The sequence below is a fragment of the Bradyrhizobium jicamae genome (assembly GCF_018130215.1).
Classification (GTDB): domain Bacteria; phylum Pseudomonadota; class Alphaproteobacteria; order Rhizobiales; family Xanthobacteraceae; genus Bradyrhizobium; species Bradyrhizobium jicamae_A.
In genome coordinates this window covers 22,927-38,700 of sequence record NZ_JAFCKQ010000031.1, presented here as the reverse complement: position 1 = coordinate 38,700, position 15,774 = coordinate 22,927, and the positions used below count along the sequence as shown (strand labels likewise).

The 15,774-nt window shown below is 64.7% G+C and carries 20 protein-coding genes; 9 read left to right on the top strand and 11 right to left on the bottom strand.

The window, feature by feature from the left end; all coding sequences use genetic code 11:
- Nucleotides 1–86 precede the first annotated feature (86 nt).
- From JQ586_RS27085 to JQ586_RS27070, 4 genes are all read left to right on the top strand, one after another.
- Nucleotides 87–509 (top strand): MAPEG family protein, encoded by a 423-nt coding sequence (locus tag JQ586_RS27085; protein ID WP_212397680.1) that lies wholly within the window; start codon nucleotides 87–89, stop codon nucleotides 507–509.
- A 115-nt stretch (nucleotides 510–624) separates the two neighbouring features.
- Nucleotides 625–1,200, top strand: a complete 576-nt coding sequence (locus JQ586_RS27080; protein ID WP_212397679.1) for a hypothetical protein — start codon at nucleotides 625–627, stop codon at nucleotides 1,198–1,200.
- A gap of 47 nt (nucleotides 1,201–1,247) precedes the next feature.
- Nucleotides 1,248–1,805: an inner membrane-spanning protein YciB gene (locus JQ586_RS27075; RefSeq protein WP_212397678.1), complete on the top strand. Its 558-nt coding sequence runs from the start codon at nucleotides 1,248–1,250 to the stop codon at nucleotides 1,803–1,805.
- Between the two features lie 82 nt (nucleotides 1,806–1,887).
- Complete coding sequence (locus JQ586_RS27070; RefSeq protein ID WP_212397677.1) at nucleotides 1,888–2,184, top strand: hypothetical protein; 297 nt, start codon at nucleotides 1,888–1,890, stop codon at nucleotides 2,182–2,184.
- 9 nt (nucleotides 2,185–2,193) lie between these two features.
- Here the strand turns inward: JQ586_RS27070 and JQ586_RS27065 are convergent, their stop codons facing one another.
- Together JQ586_RS27065 and JQ586_RS27060 are read right to left on the bottom strand one after the other, a co-directional pair.
- Nucleotides 2,194–2,868 carry a DUF429 domain-containing protein gene (locus tag JQ586_RS27065; RefSeq protein ID WP_212397676.1) on the bottom strand — a complete coding sequence of 225 codons (675 nt, stop codon included), beginning with the start codon at nucleotides 2,866–2,868 and terminating at the stop codon, nucleotides 2,194–2,196.
- Nucleotides 2,865–4,520, bottom strand: coding sequence for a fumarate hydratase (locus tag JQ586_RS27060; protein ID WP_212397675.1), 1,656 nt, complete (start codon nucleotides 4,518–4,520; stop codon nucleotides 2,865–2,867). The genes JQ586_RS27065 and JQ586_RS27060 overlap by 4 nt, the downstream gene beginning before the upstream one ends.
- 232 nt (nucleotides 4,521–4,752) lie before the next feature.
- On the opposite strand from JQ586_RS27060, the gene JQ586_RS27055 reads away from it, so the two are divergent.
- Nucleotides 4,753–5,067, top strand: a complete 315-nt coding sequence (locus tag JQ586_RS27055; protein ID WP_212397674.1) for a Kazal-type serine protease inhibitor family protein — start codon at nucleotides 4,753–4,755, stop codon at nucleotides 5,065–5,067.
- A gap of 152 nt (nucleotides 5,068–5,219) precedes the next feature.
- Nucleotides 5,220–5,651 (top strand): hypothetical protein, encoded by a 432-nt coding sequence (locus JQ586_RS27050; protein WP_212397728.1) that lies wholly within the window; start codon nucleotides 5,220–5,222, stop codon nucleotides 5,649–5,651.
- Here the strand turns inward: JQ586_RS27050 and JQ586_RS27045 are convergent, their stop codons facing one another.
- Both JQ586_RS27045 and JQ586_RS27040 read right to left on the bottom strand, forming a co-directional pair.
- Nucleotides 5,652–6,098: an SRPBCC domain-containing protein gene (locus JQ586_RS27045; protein ID WP_212397673.1), complete on the bottom strand. Its 447-nt coding sequence runs from the start codon at nucleotides 6,096–6,098 to the stop codon at nucleotides 5,652–5,654.
- Nucleotides 6,095–6,424, bottom strand: coding sequence for a helix-turn-helix transcriptional regulator (locus JQ586_RS27040; RefSeq protein WP_212397672.1), 330 nt, complete (start codon nucleotides 6,422–6,424; stop codon nucleotides 6,095–6,097). Before JQ586_RS27040 ends, JQ586_RS27045 begins: the two co-directional genes overlap by 4 nt.
- A 138-nt stretch (nucleotides 6,425–6,562) precedes the next feature.
- On the opposite strand from JQ586_RS27040, the gene JQ586_RS27035 reads away from it, so the two are divergent.
- On the top strand, nucleotides 6,563–7,237 hold the full coding sequence (locus JQ586_RS27035; protein WP_212397671.1) for an isoprenylcysteine carboxylmethyltransferase family protein: 675 nt from the start codon (nucleotides 6,563–6,565) through the stop codon (nucleotides 7,235–7,237).
- A gap of 8 nt (nucleotides 7,238–7,245) precedes the next feature.
- Nucleotides 7,246–7,605 (top strand): GFA family protein, encoded by a 360-nt coding sequence (locus JQ586_RS27030; RefSeq protein WP_212397670.1) that lies wholly within the window; start codon nucleotides 7,246–7,248, stop codon nucleotides 7,603–7,605.
- A 5-nt stretch (nucleotides 7,606–7,610) separates the two neighbouring features.
- Here the strand turns inward: JQ586_RS27030 and JQ586_RS27025 are convergent, their stop codons facing one another.
- Both JQ586_RS27025 and JQ586_RS27020 read right to left on the bottom strand, forming a co-directional pair.
- Nucleotides 7,611–8,318, bottom strand: a complete 708-nt coding sequence (locus tag JQ586_RS27025; RefSeq protein WP_212397669.1) for a glutathione S-transferase — start codon at nucleotides 8,316–8,318, stop codon at nucleotides 7,611–7,613.
- 177 nt (nucleotides 8,319–8,495) lie between these two features.
- On the bottom strand, nucleotides 8,496–9,443 hold the full coding sequence (locus JQ586_RS27020; RefSeq protein WP_212397668.1) for a Tim44-like domain-containing protein: 948 nt from the start codon (nucleotides 9,441–9,443) through the stop codon (nucleotides 8,496–8,498).
- 229 nt (nucleotides 9,444–9,672) lie between these two features.
- On the opposite strand from JQ586_RS27020, the gene JQ586_RS27015 reads away from it, so the two are divergent.
- Nucleotides 9,673–10,347, top strand: a complete 675-nt coding sequence (locus JQ586_RS27015; protein ID WP_212397667.1) for an L-2-amino-thiazoline-4-carboxylic acid hydrolase — start codon at nucleotides 9,673–9,675, stop codon at nucleotides 10,345–10,347.
- 117 nt (nucleotides 10,348–10,464) lie between these two features.
- On the opposite strand, the gene cckA is transcribed toward JQ586_RS27015, so the two are convergent.
- The 5 genes from cckA to fliE all read right to left on the bottom strand — a co-directional run bounded on the left by cckA (nucleotide 10,465) and on the right by fliE (nucleotide 15,758).
- Nucleotides 10,465–13,035 (bottom strand): cell cycle histidine kinase CckA, encoded by a 2,571-nt coding sequence (gene cckA, locus JQ586_RS27010; protein WP_212397727.1) that lies wholly within the window; start codon nucleotides 13,033–13,035, stop codon nucleotides 10,465–10,467.
- Between the two features lie 146 nt (nucleotides 13,036–13,181).
- Nucleotides 13,182–14,255, bottom strand: coding sequence for a flagellar biosynthesis protein FlhB (gene flhB / locus JQ586_RS27005; RefSeq protein WP_212397666.1), 1,074 nt, complete (start codon nucleotides 14,253–14,255; stop codon nucleotides 13,182–13,184).
- Between the two features lie 9 nt (nucleotides 14,256–14,264).
- Nucleotides 14,265–15,035 carry a flagellar biosynthetic protein FliR gene (gene fliR / locus JQ586_RS27000; RefSeq protein WP_212397665.1) on the bottom strand — a complete coding sequence of 257 codons (771 nt, stop codon included), beginning with the start codon at nucleotides 15,033–15,035 and terminating at the stop codon, nucleotides 14,265–14,267.
- A gap of 18 nt (nucleotides 15,036–15,053) precedes the next feature.
- Complete coding sequence (gene fliQ, locus JQ586_RS26995) at nucleotides 15,054–15,317, bottom strand: flagellar biosynthesis protein FliQ (protein ID WP_212397664.1); 264 nt, start codon at nucleotides 15,315–15,317, stop codon at nucleotides 15,054–15,056.
- 126 nt (nucleotides 15,318–15,443) lie between these two features.
- A complete protein-coding gene (gene fliE / locus JQ586_RS26990) occupies nucleotides 15,444–15,758 on the bottom strand; it encodes a flagellar hook-basal body complex protein FliE (RefSeq protein WP_212397663.1) in 315 nt (104 codons plus the stop codon).
- Between the last annotated feature and the right edge of the window lie 16 nt (nucleotides 15,759–15,774).

Below are 15,774 nucleotides of genomic sequence, written 5' to 3'. Positions count from 1 at the left end.
TCATTTCGAGATTCCGGGTTCGCGCCGACGCGCGCCCCGGAATGACGGCATTGCGGACGCACCGACAGCGCATCGAGGAGGCCCGCATGCACGTGCCATCAGTCACTGCAGGCTATCTCGCCATTCTCGCCCTGCTCTACGCCGCCCTTGCGCTGCTGGTGATCCGCCTGCGCCAGAGCAATCTCGCACCGTTCAGCGACGGCGGAAACGTCGCGCTGCGCAACGCGATCCGCGCCCACGGCAGTTTCATCGAGTACGTCCCGATCATCACGCTGATGGTCGCCTTCCTGGAAATGTCGGGAACGCCGGCGACGCGGATTCACGTCCTGATGGGCGCGCTGCTGCTCTCGCGGCTGATCCATCCACTCGGCATGTATGCACGGCCGGGCACGCTGCTGTTCTGGATCGGCCGGGCCGGCGGCATCTTCATCACCATAAGCCTGCTCATCACCTGCGCGATCACGACGCTGTCCCGGACCATCGCGGGCGCAAGCAGCGCGTTGAAATAGTTCCTGTTTCGCTCTCACTTCACGATTTTGACACTGTCAAGATTTCGCTTGACGATCACCCCTGTACGCCTTTAGGGTATCTTTACGATGTAAAGATGGGCCGATGAGGCTTTCGATGACGATCTTTCTGATCCTCGCCCCCTACGGTGTGCTGGCCGCCCTGCTGCTGTTGACCTCCGCCACCGTGAGTCTGCTCTGCGCCACCATCATCTGCCTCGGCGTGATCGCAGTCGACATCGCCCGTGGCCGCACGATCAAGATCCTCGGCATCGGCTCAGCGGTGGTGTTCACCGCGGTTGGCCTCTATCTCACCTTCGTCGACCCGACGCTGAGCACGATGGCGATCAGGGTGACCGTCGACAGCGGCATCCTGCTGGTGTCGCTGCTCTCGATCCTGCTTCGCCATCCCTTCACCCGGCAATATGCGATCGAGATGGTCGACGCCGAGACCGCCCGCCTGCCGAGCTTCAATCACGTCAACTACCTGATCGCCTGGGCCTGGATCGGTGCTTCACTGTTGATGCTGCTCGGCAACGTCACGCTGCTGTACGTGCCTGGCTTGCCGCTATGGACCGGCCTGCTGGTCGCCTTCGCGGCCCGCAACAGCGCGGTCTACTTCACCAGATGGTATCCGGATTATCGCCGGGCCAAATACGGGACGCCGCCGGCCAACGCGCTGCCGTCTCCCTAAAGGCCCTGACGCGACCAGCAACAATCGAGGAAACGGAAGGCACGACGATGAAGAGCGTACTGGCCAGGCTTGCGAGCGACTTTCTCTCCACCATCGTGTTCCTGGCGGTCTATTTCGCCACCGACAACGTGGTGCTCGCCACCGGCGTCGCGATCGCGGGCGCTATCGCGCAGGTGATCCGTGCCCGGATCAAGGGCGAAGCGCTCGGCTTCATGACCTGGGCCAGCCTTGCGCTGGTCATCGTGCTCGGCACCGCGACGCTGCTCACCAACGATCCCCGCTTCGTGCTGGCCAAGCCTGCCATCGCGCATTTCGCGATCGGCGCCATCATGCTCAGGCGCGGCTGGATGCTGCGCTACATGCCGCCACGCGTCGCCGAGGTGATCCCGGAATATGTCACGGCTGCGGGCTTCGCCTGGGCTGCCCTGATGTTCGCCCTCGGCGCCGGCACGATCGCGATTGCGTCGACCGGCGACATGAAGCTGTGGGCGACTTACGTGACCGTGGTCGCGGGCGGCGCCAAGATCGCCGCCTTTGCGATCCAGTACCTCGCCTTCCGCATCCTGGTGATGAGCCGGCTGCGCGCCGCCGCCGCCCGCGCCTGATCGCCGCAGCTCCAAACTATGCGGGCGCCGCAGGATGGGTTATACCGCCGCGCTCGCTTTTTCATCTCGAGGGGAGACAATAATGGCGGTGGACGGAAACTGGAATATCACCATGAGCACGCCGATGGGTGACCGCACGGCGACGCTGTCGCTGGCGAGCTCGGGCGGCACGCTCACGGGGACGCAGGGTGCCGAGGGCAATTCGGCCGAGATCTTCGACGGCACCGTGAACGGCGACGACGTCGCCTGGAAGGTTTCCATCACCAATCCGATGCCGCTGACGCTGGACTTCAGCGGCAAGGTCGCCGGCGACAGCATCTCCGGCGAAATGGGCATCGGCCCGATGGGCAGCTTCCCCTTCACCGGGACGCGCGCGTAAGCGCTGGGTCTAGAACCAGATCTGCATCGGCAGATTGCACGCATCGCGCGGCGGCGTCCCTTCGGGGACGCTGCCTTGCGGATTCCATGCAGCGACAGCCACCGCGCAGGCATCCAGCACGTCGTCGCGTTTCGCACCCGTGCCGATCCGCACCTCGGTCAGCCAGCGATCGATCTCGCGAAAGCCTTCGCGCCTGAGCAACCGACAACGCAGCGCATCGCCCTCCCGCGACTTCTTACTCGGCAATGGCTCGCCACGGTTGAGCCGCAGGAACACCAGCTCGGGATGCACCTCGCGGATGTCGCGAGCCGGATTCGCGCTGACGAACGCATCGACCTCCATGATCTTCCTGCCGATGTGCCAGAGCTGACGCGATACGCGCGTCTCGCCGCGGCGCAGCGCTTCCGCATTCGCCTCGTCGGGATCGGAAAAATCCTGCCACAGCCAGCGCCGCGCGCCGGTGAAGACGCGCGAGATGTGCGGCCGCAATCTCGCGCGCGCCAGCAGATCGCACTCGCGCGCCCCGTCTTCCGTCATGCCGATCGGGATGTCGATGCCGGCGCGGTCGAACGGAGGCGCCAGCGCCTCCGCAATGCCGGTGTGGAAGGAGATCGTTCGCCGGTCGACGTCAACAGTGACGGCGACCCAGCCTCTGGAAAATCCGTCGAGGCCTCTGACCCTCAACCGAGATTCAATTCCTTGAAGAAGTCGTTGCCCTTGTCATCGATGATGATGAAGGCCGTGAAGTCGACGACCTCGATGCGCCAGATCGCTTCCATGCCGAGTTCGGGATACTCGACCACCTCGACCTTCTTGATGCAGTGCTCGGCGAGATTCGCCGCCGCACCGCCGATCGAGCCGAGATAGAAGCCGCCGTGCTTCTTGCAGGCCTCGCGCACCGCGACCGCGCGGTTGCCCTTGGCGACCATCACCATCGACCCGCCGGCGGCCTGGAACTGGTCGACGAAGGAATCCATGCGGCCGGCCGTGGTCGGGCCGAACGCGCCGGAGGCGTAACCGTCAGGCGTCTTGGCGGGACCCGCGTAATAGACCGGATGGTTCTTGAAATAATCCGGCAGCGGCTCGCCCTTCTCCAGCCGCTCGCGCAGCTTGGCATGCGCGGAGTCGCGGGCGACGATCATGGTGCCGGTCATCGACACGCGGGTCTTGATCGGGTGCTGCGACAGCGTCGCCAGAATGTCCTGCATCGGCCGGTTGAGGTCGATCTTGACCACCTCGCCGCCGAGCGACTGCTCGACCGCGGGCAGGTATTGCGCCGGATTGTGCTCGAGCTCCTCGAGATAGACGCCGTCCCTGGTGATCTTGCCGAGCACCTGGCGGTCGGCCGAGCAGGAGACGCCGAGCCCGATCGGCAGCGAGGCACCGTGGCGCGGCATGCGGATAACGCGCACGTCATGGCAGAAATATTTGCCGCCGAACTGCGCGCCCACCCCCAGGCTTTGCGTCATCTTGAGGATCTCCTGCTCCATCTCGAGATCGCGGAACGCGTTGCCGTCGGCCGAGCCGTGGGTCGGCAGCGCGTCGAGGTAGCGCGCGGAGGCAAGCTTCACCGTCTTCATGCAGAGCTCGGCCGAGGTGCCGCCGATCACGATCGCGAGGTGATACGGCGGACACGCCGCAGTGCCGAGGGTGAGGACCTTCTCCTTCAGGAAGGCAAGCAGCCGGTCTTTGGTCAGCACCGAGGGCGTCGCCTGGAACAGGAAACTCTTGTTGGCCGAGCCGCCGCCCTTGGCCATGAACATGAACTTGTAGGCGTCGTCACCCTCAGCGTAGATCTCGCACTGCGCCGGCATGTTGTTGGCGGTGTTCTTCTCCTCATACATCGACAAGGGAGCGACCTGCGAGTAGCGCAGATTGCGGCGCAGATAGGCGTCGCGCGCGCCTTCGGAGAGCGCGGCCTCGTCCTCGCCATCGGTGATGACGTTGCAGCCCTTCTTGCCCATGATGATCGCGGTGCCGGTGTCCTGGCACATCGGCAGCACGCCGCCGGCCGCGATGTTGGCGTTCTTCAGGAAGTCGAAGGCGACGAACTTGTCATTGTCGCTGGCTTCCTTGTCCTCGAGGATCGAGCGGAGCTGCTTCAGGTGGCCCGGCCGCAGGTAATGGTTGATCTCGCCGAACGCGGCCTCGGAGAGTGCCCGCAGCGCCTCGCGCGACACCACCAGCATGTCCTTGCCGAGAACCTTCTCGACCCGGACGCCCTCGCTCGTCACCTTCTTGTAGGGGGTGCTATCCGCGCCGAGCGGGAACAGCGGCGTGTGCTTGTAGGGCGGAACGGGCTTCTGCTGGTCGGGAAAGGCACTGGGGGCGTTCATGTTCTGCTCTTTGGGCTGCTCGTTTGGGCTTGCGCGTCGGTCGAATGGCCGGTGGCCCGAGGGGCGACCGGCAAGATAGAGCCGTTCTAAGCCTTTTGCGGACAAAGGAAAGGGATGCCGGCCGCCCCCCAGCCATGCGCGCCGCGGCAATCAATGTGGGATTTATCACATACATGTAATCTAAAGTTGTGTATCGATGAACACCCGCACCGAACCGCCCAAGGAGGCAATCATGAAGTCAGGGCTTTTCGTCTCGCTTGCGCTGGCATTGCTGATCGCGGCTCCGACAGGCGCCACTGCCGCCGGCCAGAGGTGCGGCGGCTTTGCCGGGTTCGCATGCGGGCCCGACGAATTCTGTCAGTTCCGGCCCGGCACGTGCGGCCGCTTCGACCAGTTCGGCACCTGCGTGCGCAAGCCGCGCTTCTGCCCGCGGATCTTCCGGCCGGTCTGTGGCTGTGACGGCAAGACCTTCAGCAACGATTGCGAACGCGAGGCCGCCGGCGTTTCCAAGGCCCACAACGGCAAGTGCAGGCCAACTGCCTTCTAGACGGGCTTGTGTGACCGCTCCCGCGGTCACCGCACATATTGACGCGCTCCGCGGGAGCCTGCATGAACCTTCGCGCATTTCATGCCGCGGGGGTATTCATGATCGGACGATCGCGCTTGCCGTTCAACATCGGCTCCATCCTGCCTGTCGCGATGCTCGCGCTGGGCGCGGCGCTGATCTCGGCGCCCGCTCATGCCGACCCTTGCGAGGACATCGCAAAACAGCTCGCCGGCCAGATCGACGGGCTGAAGGTCAACTTCACTGCCGCCAACATCACCTATCTGACCCATCCGGCGGCCAGGGAATTGTCGCTCGGCTGCCGCGGCAAGGACTATTCGACCGAGCTCTATGCCAAGACCGATCGCAAGATCAAACCCGAGTTCCTCAACCTGGTCGGCTCGGCCACGGCACTGATCTTCACCCTGCCGAAGGACGATGTCATGACTGGCACAACGCGCTGCCTGAAGCGCATGGGGCTGTTGCGCGGCGACAAGATCACGATGCGCTACAAGCGTCTCAACCTCGAATGCACGCGCACCAGGACCGAAGCCTCGATCACCGTCAGGCGCAGCGCGAACGAGTGATCACGCCACACGCTCCGCGGTGACACGCGCAATGCTGTCGTGCGCCCGGCCCCAGCCCGGGCCCATCGCATCAAAGGCGAACCGGTTGCCGGGGAAGACGAAGCCGTCGTGCACGAAACGCAGATGCGTGCCGCCCTCGACCGGCGTCAGCGTCCAGGTGACCATCGAGTGGAGCTTCGAGCCGTAGGCGGGATTGCTGTCGGAGCCACCGGTCCAGGAATAGCGTAACAGGCGCGGTGGATCGCAATCCAGCACCTCGCAATGCACGACGCCGTCCCAGTCGCCCATCGGCGCGGTGCGGAAGGTGAAGCGCCGGCCGACTTCCGCGGTGAAATCGTTCGGCATCAGCCATTTCGCGATCTCCCCGCTCGTCGTCAGCGTCCGCCAGATTCGTTCGGCCGGATACGGCAGCACCTTCTCGACGGTGATCGCATGGGTCTCACTCATGACTCGGTTTCCTTCAAAAGCCTTTCGAGATTCTCGAACCGCTCGGCCCAGAACGTCTGGTAATGGCCGAGCCAGTCGACCAGCGGGCCAAGCCCCTTGGGCGCGACGCGGTAATGGATGTGCCGGCCCTCGCGCCGCTCGATGACGAGGCCGGCATCGCGCAGCGCCCGCAGATGCTGCGACACCGCGGGCTGCGACACCTTCGAGCCGTGCACCAGCCCTGTCGCGGCAACCTCTCCTTCCCGCGCGATGCGCTCGAACACCGCACGGCGCGTGGGATCGGCGAGGGTCTTCAACACGCTGGTGAGCTGCATGGCTGCGGTCATGTCAATATATAAGCCATTGCTTATATAAATGTCAATACGGCGGCAGCGCGGCTGCTCCGAAAGTTGATCGCCGCGGTCGCAGGTTTGCCGGAAAACAAGCGCACACCTACTGCTGGAATCGTTCGCGGGCGTCTTCCCATGATCGCAAAGCTCCTGCTGCAGAACACCGCCTTCCTCGTCGCCATGGCCGCGGTGCTGTTCGTGTCCGCAGGCACGCTGCACTGGCCAGGTGCATGGGCGTTCCTGATCGCCTCGGCCGTCATCGGCCCTGCCAGCGGGCTGTGGCTCGCCAGGGTCGATCCCGGGCTGCTAGCAGAGCGGATGCGCTTCACCGCGCGCGAGGGCCAGCCTTCGAGCGACAAATGGTTCATGCTGGTGTTCGGGGTGGTGGCCTTCCTGTGGTCCGTCGTGATGGGCCTCGATCGCCGCCATGGCGGTGGCGATGCCGGCATCGTGCCGATCGTCCTCGGGCTTGCGATGTACGTGCTCTCGACGGTCCTGATCATGTGGGTGTTTCGCACCAACTCCTTTGCATCCCCGGTGGTGAAGGTGCAGGCCGAGCGCCACCATCAGGTGATCTCGAGCGGGCCCTACGCGCTGGTCCGCCATCCGATTTATGCGAGCGTCATGCTGTTCTTCATCGGTGTGCCGGTGCAGCTCGGCTCGTGGTGGGGACTTGCCTTCGTGCCGCTGTTCTTCGCGCTGTTCGCGTTCCGCACCGGCATCGAGGAGCGCACGCTGCGGGCGGGGCTCGCGGGCTATGCTGACTACGCTGCGCGGGTGCGCTATCGTCTGATCCCCGGGCTCTGGTGAGGATCGTCATGCCTGACAGCAAGACCTACACGGGCGGCTGCCATTGCGGCCAGGTCCGCTTCGAATGCACCACCGACATGGCCATGGTCACCGCCTGCAACTGCTCGATCTGCACCAAGAAGGGGCTGCATTTCGTGTTCCTGGACCCGTCGAGCTTTCAGCTGCGCGCAGGCGCCGAGAATCTGAAGGAATATCTCTTCAACCGCCACGCGATCCACCATCAGCTCTGCATCGATTGCGGCGTCGACGTGTTCGCGCGCGGCAAGAAGCCCGACGGCAGCGATGTGGTGGCGCTGAATGTCAGCTGCATCGACGGCATCGAGCTGTCGAAGCTCACGCTGACGCCGGTGGACGGAAGGAGCCGGTGACTGCGTCACAAATCCAGCGCCTTGTAGCGCCGGAAAATGCCGTCCTCGTTGAACGGGATCCGCCGCTCGCTCGCCAGATACGCCTTGATGTTCGGCCGCTCGGCGATCCGGTCGTGCAGTTCGAGCAGCCGCGGCACCTTCTTCTCGAAGCCCCGCATCCGATTGGGAAACGCGTAGCGCAGGCCTTCCACGATCTGGAACAGCGAGAGGTCGACATAGGTGGCGCGGCGGCCGGTGACGAAGGCACCGCCATTGGCCGCTACCAGATCCTCGAAATAACCGAGATATTTCGGCACGCGTGATTTCCAGAATTCCTCGGTGCGCTTTTTCGCCGGTGCCTTCTGGTCCTCATAATAGAGCGAGGGGCCGAGCGGATGATGGGTGTCATGGATCTCCATCACGAAGTCGGTGATGGTGAGCTGCAACTGGTGAACCCAGAGCTTGCCGGCATCCGGCTTCGGCGCCAGGCCATGGCGCGCGCCGAGATAGAGCAGGATGTTGGCGGTCTGACCGATTACGAGCTTGCCGGCCTCGAGGAAGGGCGGTGCGAACGGCGGCGTGCCCTTGTGCACGTCCATCATCTTCATCATCGCGCCCATGCCACCCTTGCCGCGCGCTACGTCGGTGTAATCGGCACCGGCCTCCTCCAGCGCGAGCAGGACATATTCGCCGCGGCCCTGGATCGTCGGCCAGTAGTAAAGCTGATAGCGCATCCGCACTCCCCCAGGGGTTCGACTCCGATGTGGCTCCGCAATCTGGAGAGACATGTTTGCGGCGTCAACGCACCAGTCCGGCATCGGTTCGCCGTGGGGACGGCACCGTGAAGGCGGCAAAATAAAAGCGCCGCGGGATGAGCCGCGGCGCCTTGCATGCTGATCGTCTGCAACCGGTCAGTTGGTCTCCTGGATTGCCGAGAGCTCCCAGTTGCCGCCGCGCTGGCGCAGGAAGGTCCAGACTTCCGTCACCTCCTGCGGCTGCTCGCTGCCGCCCACCACGCGGTGGGTCGCCCGGTCGAGCATGGTGTCGACCAGCGAGAAGCGCATCGCGACGGTGGCGTATTCGCTGTCGCCTTCGCGCCAGGCCTCCGCGAGGTCGCCCTGCAGCAACTTCGTTCCCGTCACCTTGTTGGTGACGTTGCGCGCCTTGTTCTGCTCCAGGTCCTGCGAGAAGTACGACACCATCTCCGGCGTCGCGAGCGTGTGCAGCTTCGCGATGTCCTCGTTCGACCACGCAGCCTGGATCTCGCCGAGCAGCCGCTCGAACGCCTCATAGTCGGCGGGCTTGATCTCGACCGGCGCGTCCGACCCGCCACCGAGGCCGAAGCCGAACCCGGAGCGGTAGGTCGGCTGCGGGCCGGCGCCGGGACCGCCGGCATAGGCGGCGGCCGGCGTGTTGCGGCGCTGCCACCACGACATCGCGAACCGCACCACCAGCACGATCAGGCCGATCTGCAGCAGCAGGCCAAGGATCGACGACAGGCCGCCCAGGCCCGAGAACAGGCCGCCACCGAACAGCATGCCGAACAGGCCGGCGCCGAGGAAGCCCGCGGCCAGGCCACCGAGCAGGCTGCGGCCCATGCCGGGGCGACCGAACAGGCCACCAGACGTCGCCGGCGAACCCATGTTGGTGCCGGGCTGGCTGAAGGTGCGGTTCAAAGGCGCGACCGATCCAGGCGCGGTGCTGGTGCTCGGCGGCGCGGAAAAGGTACGCGAGCCGCGTGAGCCGCCACCGCCGACACGTGCGTCGGCCATCGAAGCGGTCATCACAACGGGCAGCGCCAGCGCCATCACGACGGCGACCGCCCGAACAAATCCACGCGTGCGTTGCGAGAAACTCATGTTGGTTTCCTTAGAGAAAATCCCCGGCAGGGGAACCGCCCTTAAGATGGGCAGGGCCGGACAAAAGTGAAGCGGTAAAAGGGAACCGCGGCTGCGGCCCTCCGTCGCGGCGTTGTGGCCACATCGACCTTGTGGACGTGAAGGCGCGACCTATGCCCTCACGCGGCACAATTGGCAATGGAATGAAGGGCCAGCCTGCAATAGCCTGACGCGCCGTCGAGGGTATCCCATGGCCGCAATTCATCCCTTTTACGACGCGCACCGCGCCGCGATGGAGGCCGCCATGCGCCAGCGCCTCGATCTGGCCGAGCCGATGCTGCGCGAGCGCGCGAACCTCCCCGATCCAGACGGGATCAAGCAGGAGGTGATGGACGAGTTCGAGATCGTGCTCGGCCAGATGCCTTATGTCGGCGGCTCAGCCAGCCGCATGAGCGATTTCTTCATGCGGCTGATCGGTTTCATGGCCATCGGCCGCGTGCTCCGGCGACACGGGGTGTCGCTGGAAGTGATCGGTGAAATCGAGCGAGAGAGCTTCAAAGCGCAATTGCTTATGGTGCCAGAGACCGAACGATTAGCCTCGGGGCGCCAGTTCATGTCTCGGGAGAACCAGGCCTTGCTGCGCGAGCAGGCGGCGAAGAGCCGTGCGGAAGAATATCCGGAAGACTTCGTCTACGAGTTTGTCGAGTCCGGGACCGGCGACAAATTTGATTTCGGCATCAACTACAAGGCCTGCGGCTTCTGCAAATTCGCGGCTCGTCACGGAGACCAGGAAATCCTGCCGCACATTTGTGGGCTCGACTTCGAGGCTTATGCAACACGTGGCATTCGTCTGGAACGGACCCAAACGCTGGCCGGGGGCGCGAGCCACTGCAATTTTCGGTTCTCGCGGCTCGAACCGACGTAGGACATGCCGGGGCTGCGGTGCGCCAGCCGCATCGATTTGACGCCGGCGGCGGCGCTTCGATTCTTGCTTGACGCGCTTTCTTCACGCGAACCGGTATCCACTTCGCTCGAAAACGCTCTAGCTGGCGGTCATCGTTTCCTTCACCGCGGCCACCAATTGCGTGAGCGTGAACGGCTTTGGCAGGAACGCGAATTGCTGGTTCTCGGGCAGGCTCTTCTCGAAGGCATCCTCGGCATAGCCGGAGACGAAGATGATCTTCAGGCTCGGATTGCGGCTGCGCATTTCCTTGAGCATCGTCGGGCCGTCCATCTCCGGCATCACCACGTCGGACACGACGAGATCGACGGCGCCCTGCTTTTCTTCCAGCGCCTCGATCGCCTCGACGCCGTTGCCGGCCTCGATCACGCTGTAGCCGCGTGAGCGCAGGCCGCGGGCGTTGAGCGAGCGCAGGCCGTCCTCGTCCTCGACGAGCAGGATGGTGCCCTGTCCGGTGAGATCGGGCTTCGGCTTCGGGGCATCTGTCGCGGCAACGCTTTCCTTCGCGGCGCCGTTGCCAGCCGGTGCCTCCGTCGCCACCTCCTGCTCCGGACGGTGCCGCGGCAGGTAGATGCGGAACGTGGTGCCCTCGCCCGGCGTGGAATCGACATAGACGAAGCCGCCGGTCTGCTTGACGATTCCGTAGACCGTCGAAAGCCCGAGCCCGGTGCCCTTGCCGACCTCCTTGGTCGAGAAGAACGGCTCGAAGATCTTGTCGACGATCTCGGCCGGAATGCCGGTTCCGGTGTCGGAAATCTCGATCTTCACGTAGTCGGCCGCCGGCATGCCCTTGTTGGCGAGTTGCGCGGCCTGTTCGGTCGTCACATTCGCGGTCCGGATGATCAGCTTGCCGCCGTCCGGCATCGCGTCGCGCGCGTTGACCGCGAGATTGACGATCACCTGCTCGAACTGGGAGACGTCGACCTTGACCGGCCACAGGTCGCGGCCATGCACGAGGTCTAGCTTGACCTTCTCGCCGATCAGCCGGCGCAGCAGCATGGTGAGATCAGAGAGCGCGTCGCCGAGATCGAGCACCTGCGGCCGCAGCGTCTGGCGGCGCGAGAACGCGAGCAGCTGCCGCACCAGCGTCGCCGCGCGGGTCGCGTTCTGCTTGATCTGCATGATGTCCTGGAACGACGGGTCGGTCGGCTTGTGTGCGTTCAGGAGGAAGTCGTTGGCCATCATGATGGCCGAAAGCACGTTGTTGAAGTCGTGCGCGATGCCGCCGGCGAGCTGGCCGACCATCTCCATCTTCTGCGACTGGTTGATCTGGTTTTCCAGCGCACGCCGCTCGGTGGTCTCCAGCATGTAGACGATCGCGGTCTCGGCGTCGCGCTCGTCCTTCTCGACGGTGGTGACGAAGAACTGCGCGAAACGCTCCTTCGGCCCGTCGAGCATCACCTCGACCGGCGCGATGTCGCCCTGTCCCTCGGCGGCCTGGTTGATCGCCGCGATCAACAGGCCCCGGTCGCGCGGATTGACCGCGCGGAAGATCGATTTCGCGGCAGCTCCCTCGCCGTTCAGCCCCTGCGCCAGCTTTGCGAAGCGGGCATTGGCGCCGACCACGTTGCCGCCGCGATCCACCGTCGCGATCGCCATCGGCGTGTGGTCGAAGAAGCGCATGAAGCGCACCTCGGCGGCGCGCTCCGGATCGGAGCGCTCGTCGCGGGCGCGGCTGATCACCAGCGTGCGCGAGGCGCCGGCCGCACCGTCGGCGCCGAAGGCGAGCTTGTGATAGAGCCGCACCGGCACCGTCTTGCCGCCGCGCATGCGCAGATCGATGTCGAACACTTCGGTCTTGACCTCGCCCGGCACCGGCACGATCGAGGTCAGGAGCGCTGCGCCGTCGCCGGAGACGATGTCGGTCAGCTTCAGCCCGCCCGAGCCGATCTCGGCGAGGTCGTAGTCCAGCCAGTTGGCCAGGGTCGCGTTGACATAGGCGATCTCGCCGGCCGGACTGACCGAGAAGAAGCCGCAGGGCGCATGGTCGAGATATTCGATCGCGTGCCGCAGCTCCTGGAACACGTCCTCCTGGCGCTCGCGGTCGCGGGTGATGTCGGCGATCGACCACACCGCATATTTCGACTCCCGCTTGGCCTGGCCGAGCGGACGCACGCGCAAGCGCAGCCAGCGGCCGTGACCGCCATCGCGGCCGGCGATGCGCACCTCCTCCTGTTGCCGCTTGCCTTCGCGGGCGGCCTTCAGCAGGCGGAACACGGCCTCGGAGACGTCAGGGTTGCCGATGAAGACGCGCTCGACGGGACGGACCTCCTGCGGCGAGGCGGCACCGGTCAGGGTGAGGTAGGCAGCGTTGGAATACACCACATGACCGCGCGAATCGGTCACCGCGAGCCCGTCATGGGCATGGTCGGCGATCCGCCCCATCACCGGATCGTCGGAGGCGCGGTCGGAAAAGCGGATGATGCCGGCGGCGAAGGCGAACAGGCAGAACAGGCCGACGGTGGCGAGCAGCGCCAGCACGCCGAGGATATAGGGCTGCGCCTGGGTGCGGCCGATGGTCATCAGCCAGACCGCGACCGCCACGATCCCCAGCGCGACCAGCACCACCAGCACGATGCTGCCGCCCCGCCGCGCCGGTCCATGGGCCACGAACGGCTCGGTCGCGGGATGATCGTTGGTTTCGGCGGTCATCTGGAGGGACATGGCTCGTCGGCGTCATCGGGGCGCCCGGTCTGGCCGCCCGCCCCTGAGTGCCTGAATCGGACCCGAAAACGCAAGTCCATCAGGACGCAAATTCGCAAGTTACACTTATTTCAAGCGGATATCCGCAATTCCCGTCAGGAGCGCCGGCCGGACAGCCCGCGTTTCAGCCGCATGACGTAGCCGATGATTTCGGCAACCGCATGATAGTGCTCGACCGGGATTTCCTGGTCGATTTCGACGGTTGCATAGAGCGCGCGGGCCAAGGGTACGTTTTCGACGAGCGGAATGTCGTGCTCCGCCGCGATTTCCCTGATCCTGAACGCGAGGTTGTCGGCGCCCTTGGCGACGCAGACCGGCGCCGTCATGCCGCGCTCATAGGCCAGCGCCACCGAATAGTGGGTCGGGTTGGTGATGATCACCGAAGCCTTGGGAACCTGGGCCATCATGCGCTTGCGCGCGCGCTGCGCCCGCATCTGCTTGATCTTGCCCTTGATATGCGGGTCGCCTTCCGACTGCTTGAACTCCTCCTTGACCTCCTGCAGCGACATCTTGTGGCGCTCGTACCAGGTCCGGTACTGGAAGAAATAGTCGGCAATCGCGACCAACGCGAGGACCGCGACCACCGCGGCCAGCAGATGGAGCGTCATGCTGGTGATGGAGGGCAGCAATTCGGACGGATCGACGCGCATGAACGCTTCCATGCGGAAACGGTCCGGCCACAGCACCGCGACGATGACGACGCCGAGCGCGATCAGCTTGAACAGGCCCTTCAGGAAGTTCGCTGCCGCCTGCTTGCCGAACAGGCGCTTGAGGCCGGCCGCGGGCGAGATCTTCGACAGTTTCGGAATGAGATTCTCGGCCGACCACACCAGGCGGTGCTGGATCATGTTGCCGGCGGCCGCGGCCAGCGCCAGCATCAGGAACGGAACCCCGATCGCCGCGATCAGGGCATAGCCGAGCGACTGGGCCAGTGTGAGCAGACCGGGACCGTCGGTCCGGATCATCCACGAGTTGGCGATCAGGTTCCGCAGCGGCATCATGATGCCGCTGCCGATCGAGCCGGAAAACGTCGACAGCACCAGGGTGGCGCCCGCGAGCACGAACCAGGTGTTGACCTCCTGGCTCTTGGCGACGTCGCCCTTGTCATGCGCCTCGTCGAGACGTTTTTGCGTAGGGTCTTCTGTTTTGTCGTCGGTGTCCTCGGCCATCGCCCTGCCCTAGTTCATCGGGGCAAGCTGGCGCAGGACGCCGAGGATGTAGTCAAGGTAGGTGTTCATCATCGCCGCGAGCACGAGGCCGAAGATCAGGAAGCCGACGATGATCGCAAGCGGCACGCCGACGAAATAGACCTGCATCTGCGGCATCAGCCGCGCCAGCACGCCGAGCCCGATGTTGAACACCAGGCCGAACACCAGGAACGGCGCCGACAATTGCAGGCCGATCTTGAAGGCGGCGGCGAACGCGCTGGTCGCGAGCGAGGCAACATCGCCGGTCGGCATCAGTTCGCCCGGCGAGAAGATGCGGTAGCTCTCGCTCAGCGCCGCGATGACCAGATAATGGCTGTCGGTGGTGAACAGCAATGTGAGGCCGAGAATGGTGAGGAAGTTGCCGAGGATCTGGCCCTGCTGCCCCTGGGTCGGATCGATCGACGTGACGAAGCCGAGGCCGAGTTGCTGCGCAATGACGGAGCCAGCGACGTTGAGCGCCGACAGCGTCACGCGCGCGGTCGCGCCGAGCACGATGCCGATGATGAGTTCATGCACCATCAGCACTCCGAGGGAGGAGAGCGACGTCACGTCGACGTGATAGGCGTTGCGATGCAGCGGCAGGATGATGAACGTCAGCAGGAGCGCGATCGAGAGCTTGACCCGGGTCGGGATGTTGGTCTCGCCGAAACCGGGCAGCAGCATCACCATCGCGCCCACGCGCGCGAACACCAGCACGAAGATTGCGGCCAGCGCCGGCAGCAGGGAAATGTCGATGCGCATGACCCGGGCATTAGTGCCTCAACCGCCGATGATTCGCGACGAAATCCGCATCATGTGGGCACTGAGCTGATCCGCCATGAACGGCAGCGCCAAGAGCAATGTGACGAAGATCGCCAGGATCTTCGGCACGGCGACCAGGGTCTGCTCCTGGATCTGCGTGAGTGCCTGGAACAGCGACACCACGATGCCGACCACGAGGCCGACCGCCATCATCGGCGACGACACCACCACCATGGTCCAGATCGCATCGCGCGCCACGTCGAGAGTTTCAGGGCCGGTCATATCAGGTACTCGCTGTTCGTTGCTGGTCATGAGGGGTTGGCGAATGGCGAATAGCGTGTGGCGAATGGATCAAGGCGAGGCGAAGCGCTCCTTGTTCGCCATTTCGTGTTCGCTATTCGCCCTCTCTCAGATCGACATCTTCATGATGTCTTCGTAGGCCTGGATCACCTTGTCGCGGATAGAGACCAAACTCGACACCGCGACGTCGGTTTCCGCGACCGCGGTCACCACGTCCATCACGTTGGCCTTGCCCGAGGCCATCGCGACCGTCTGCGCGTCCGACTTCCGGCCGGTCTCCATCACGCTGCCGACCGCCTCCTTGACGAGCGCGCTGAAGGACGGACCGCCGGCCGCGGCCTGGCCGGCCTTCTCGGCTCCGCCACGCTCCATCATCCTGGCGAGGTTGGCATATGCGTTGGCGGCGACTGTTGGTGTGGCCATGATCTATCCCTGTGCC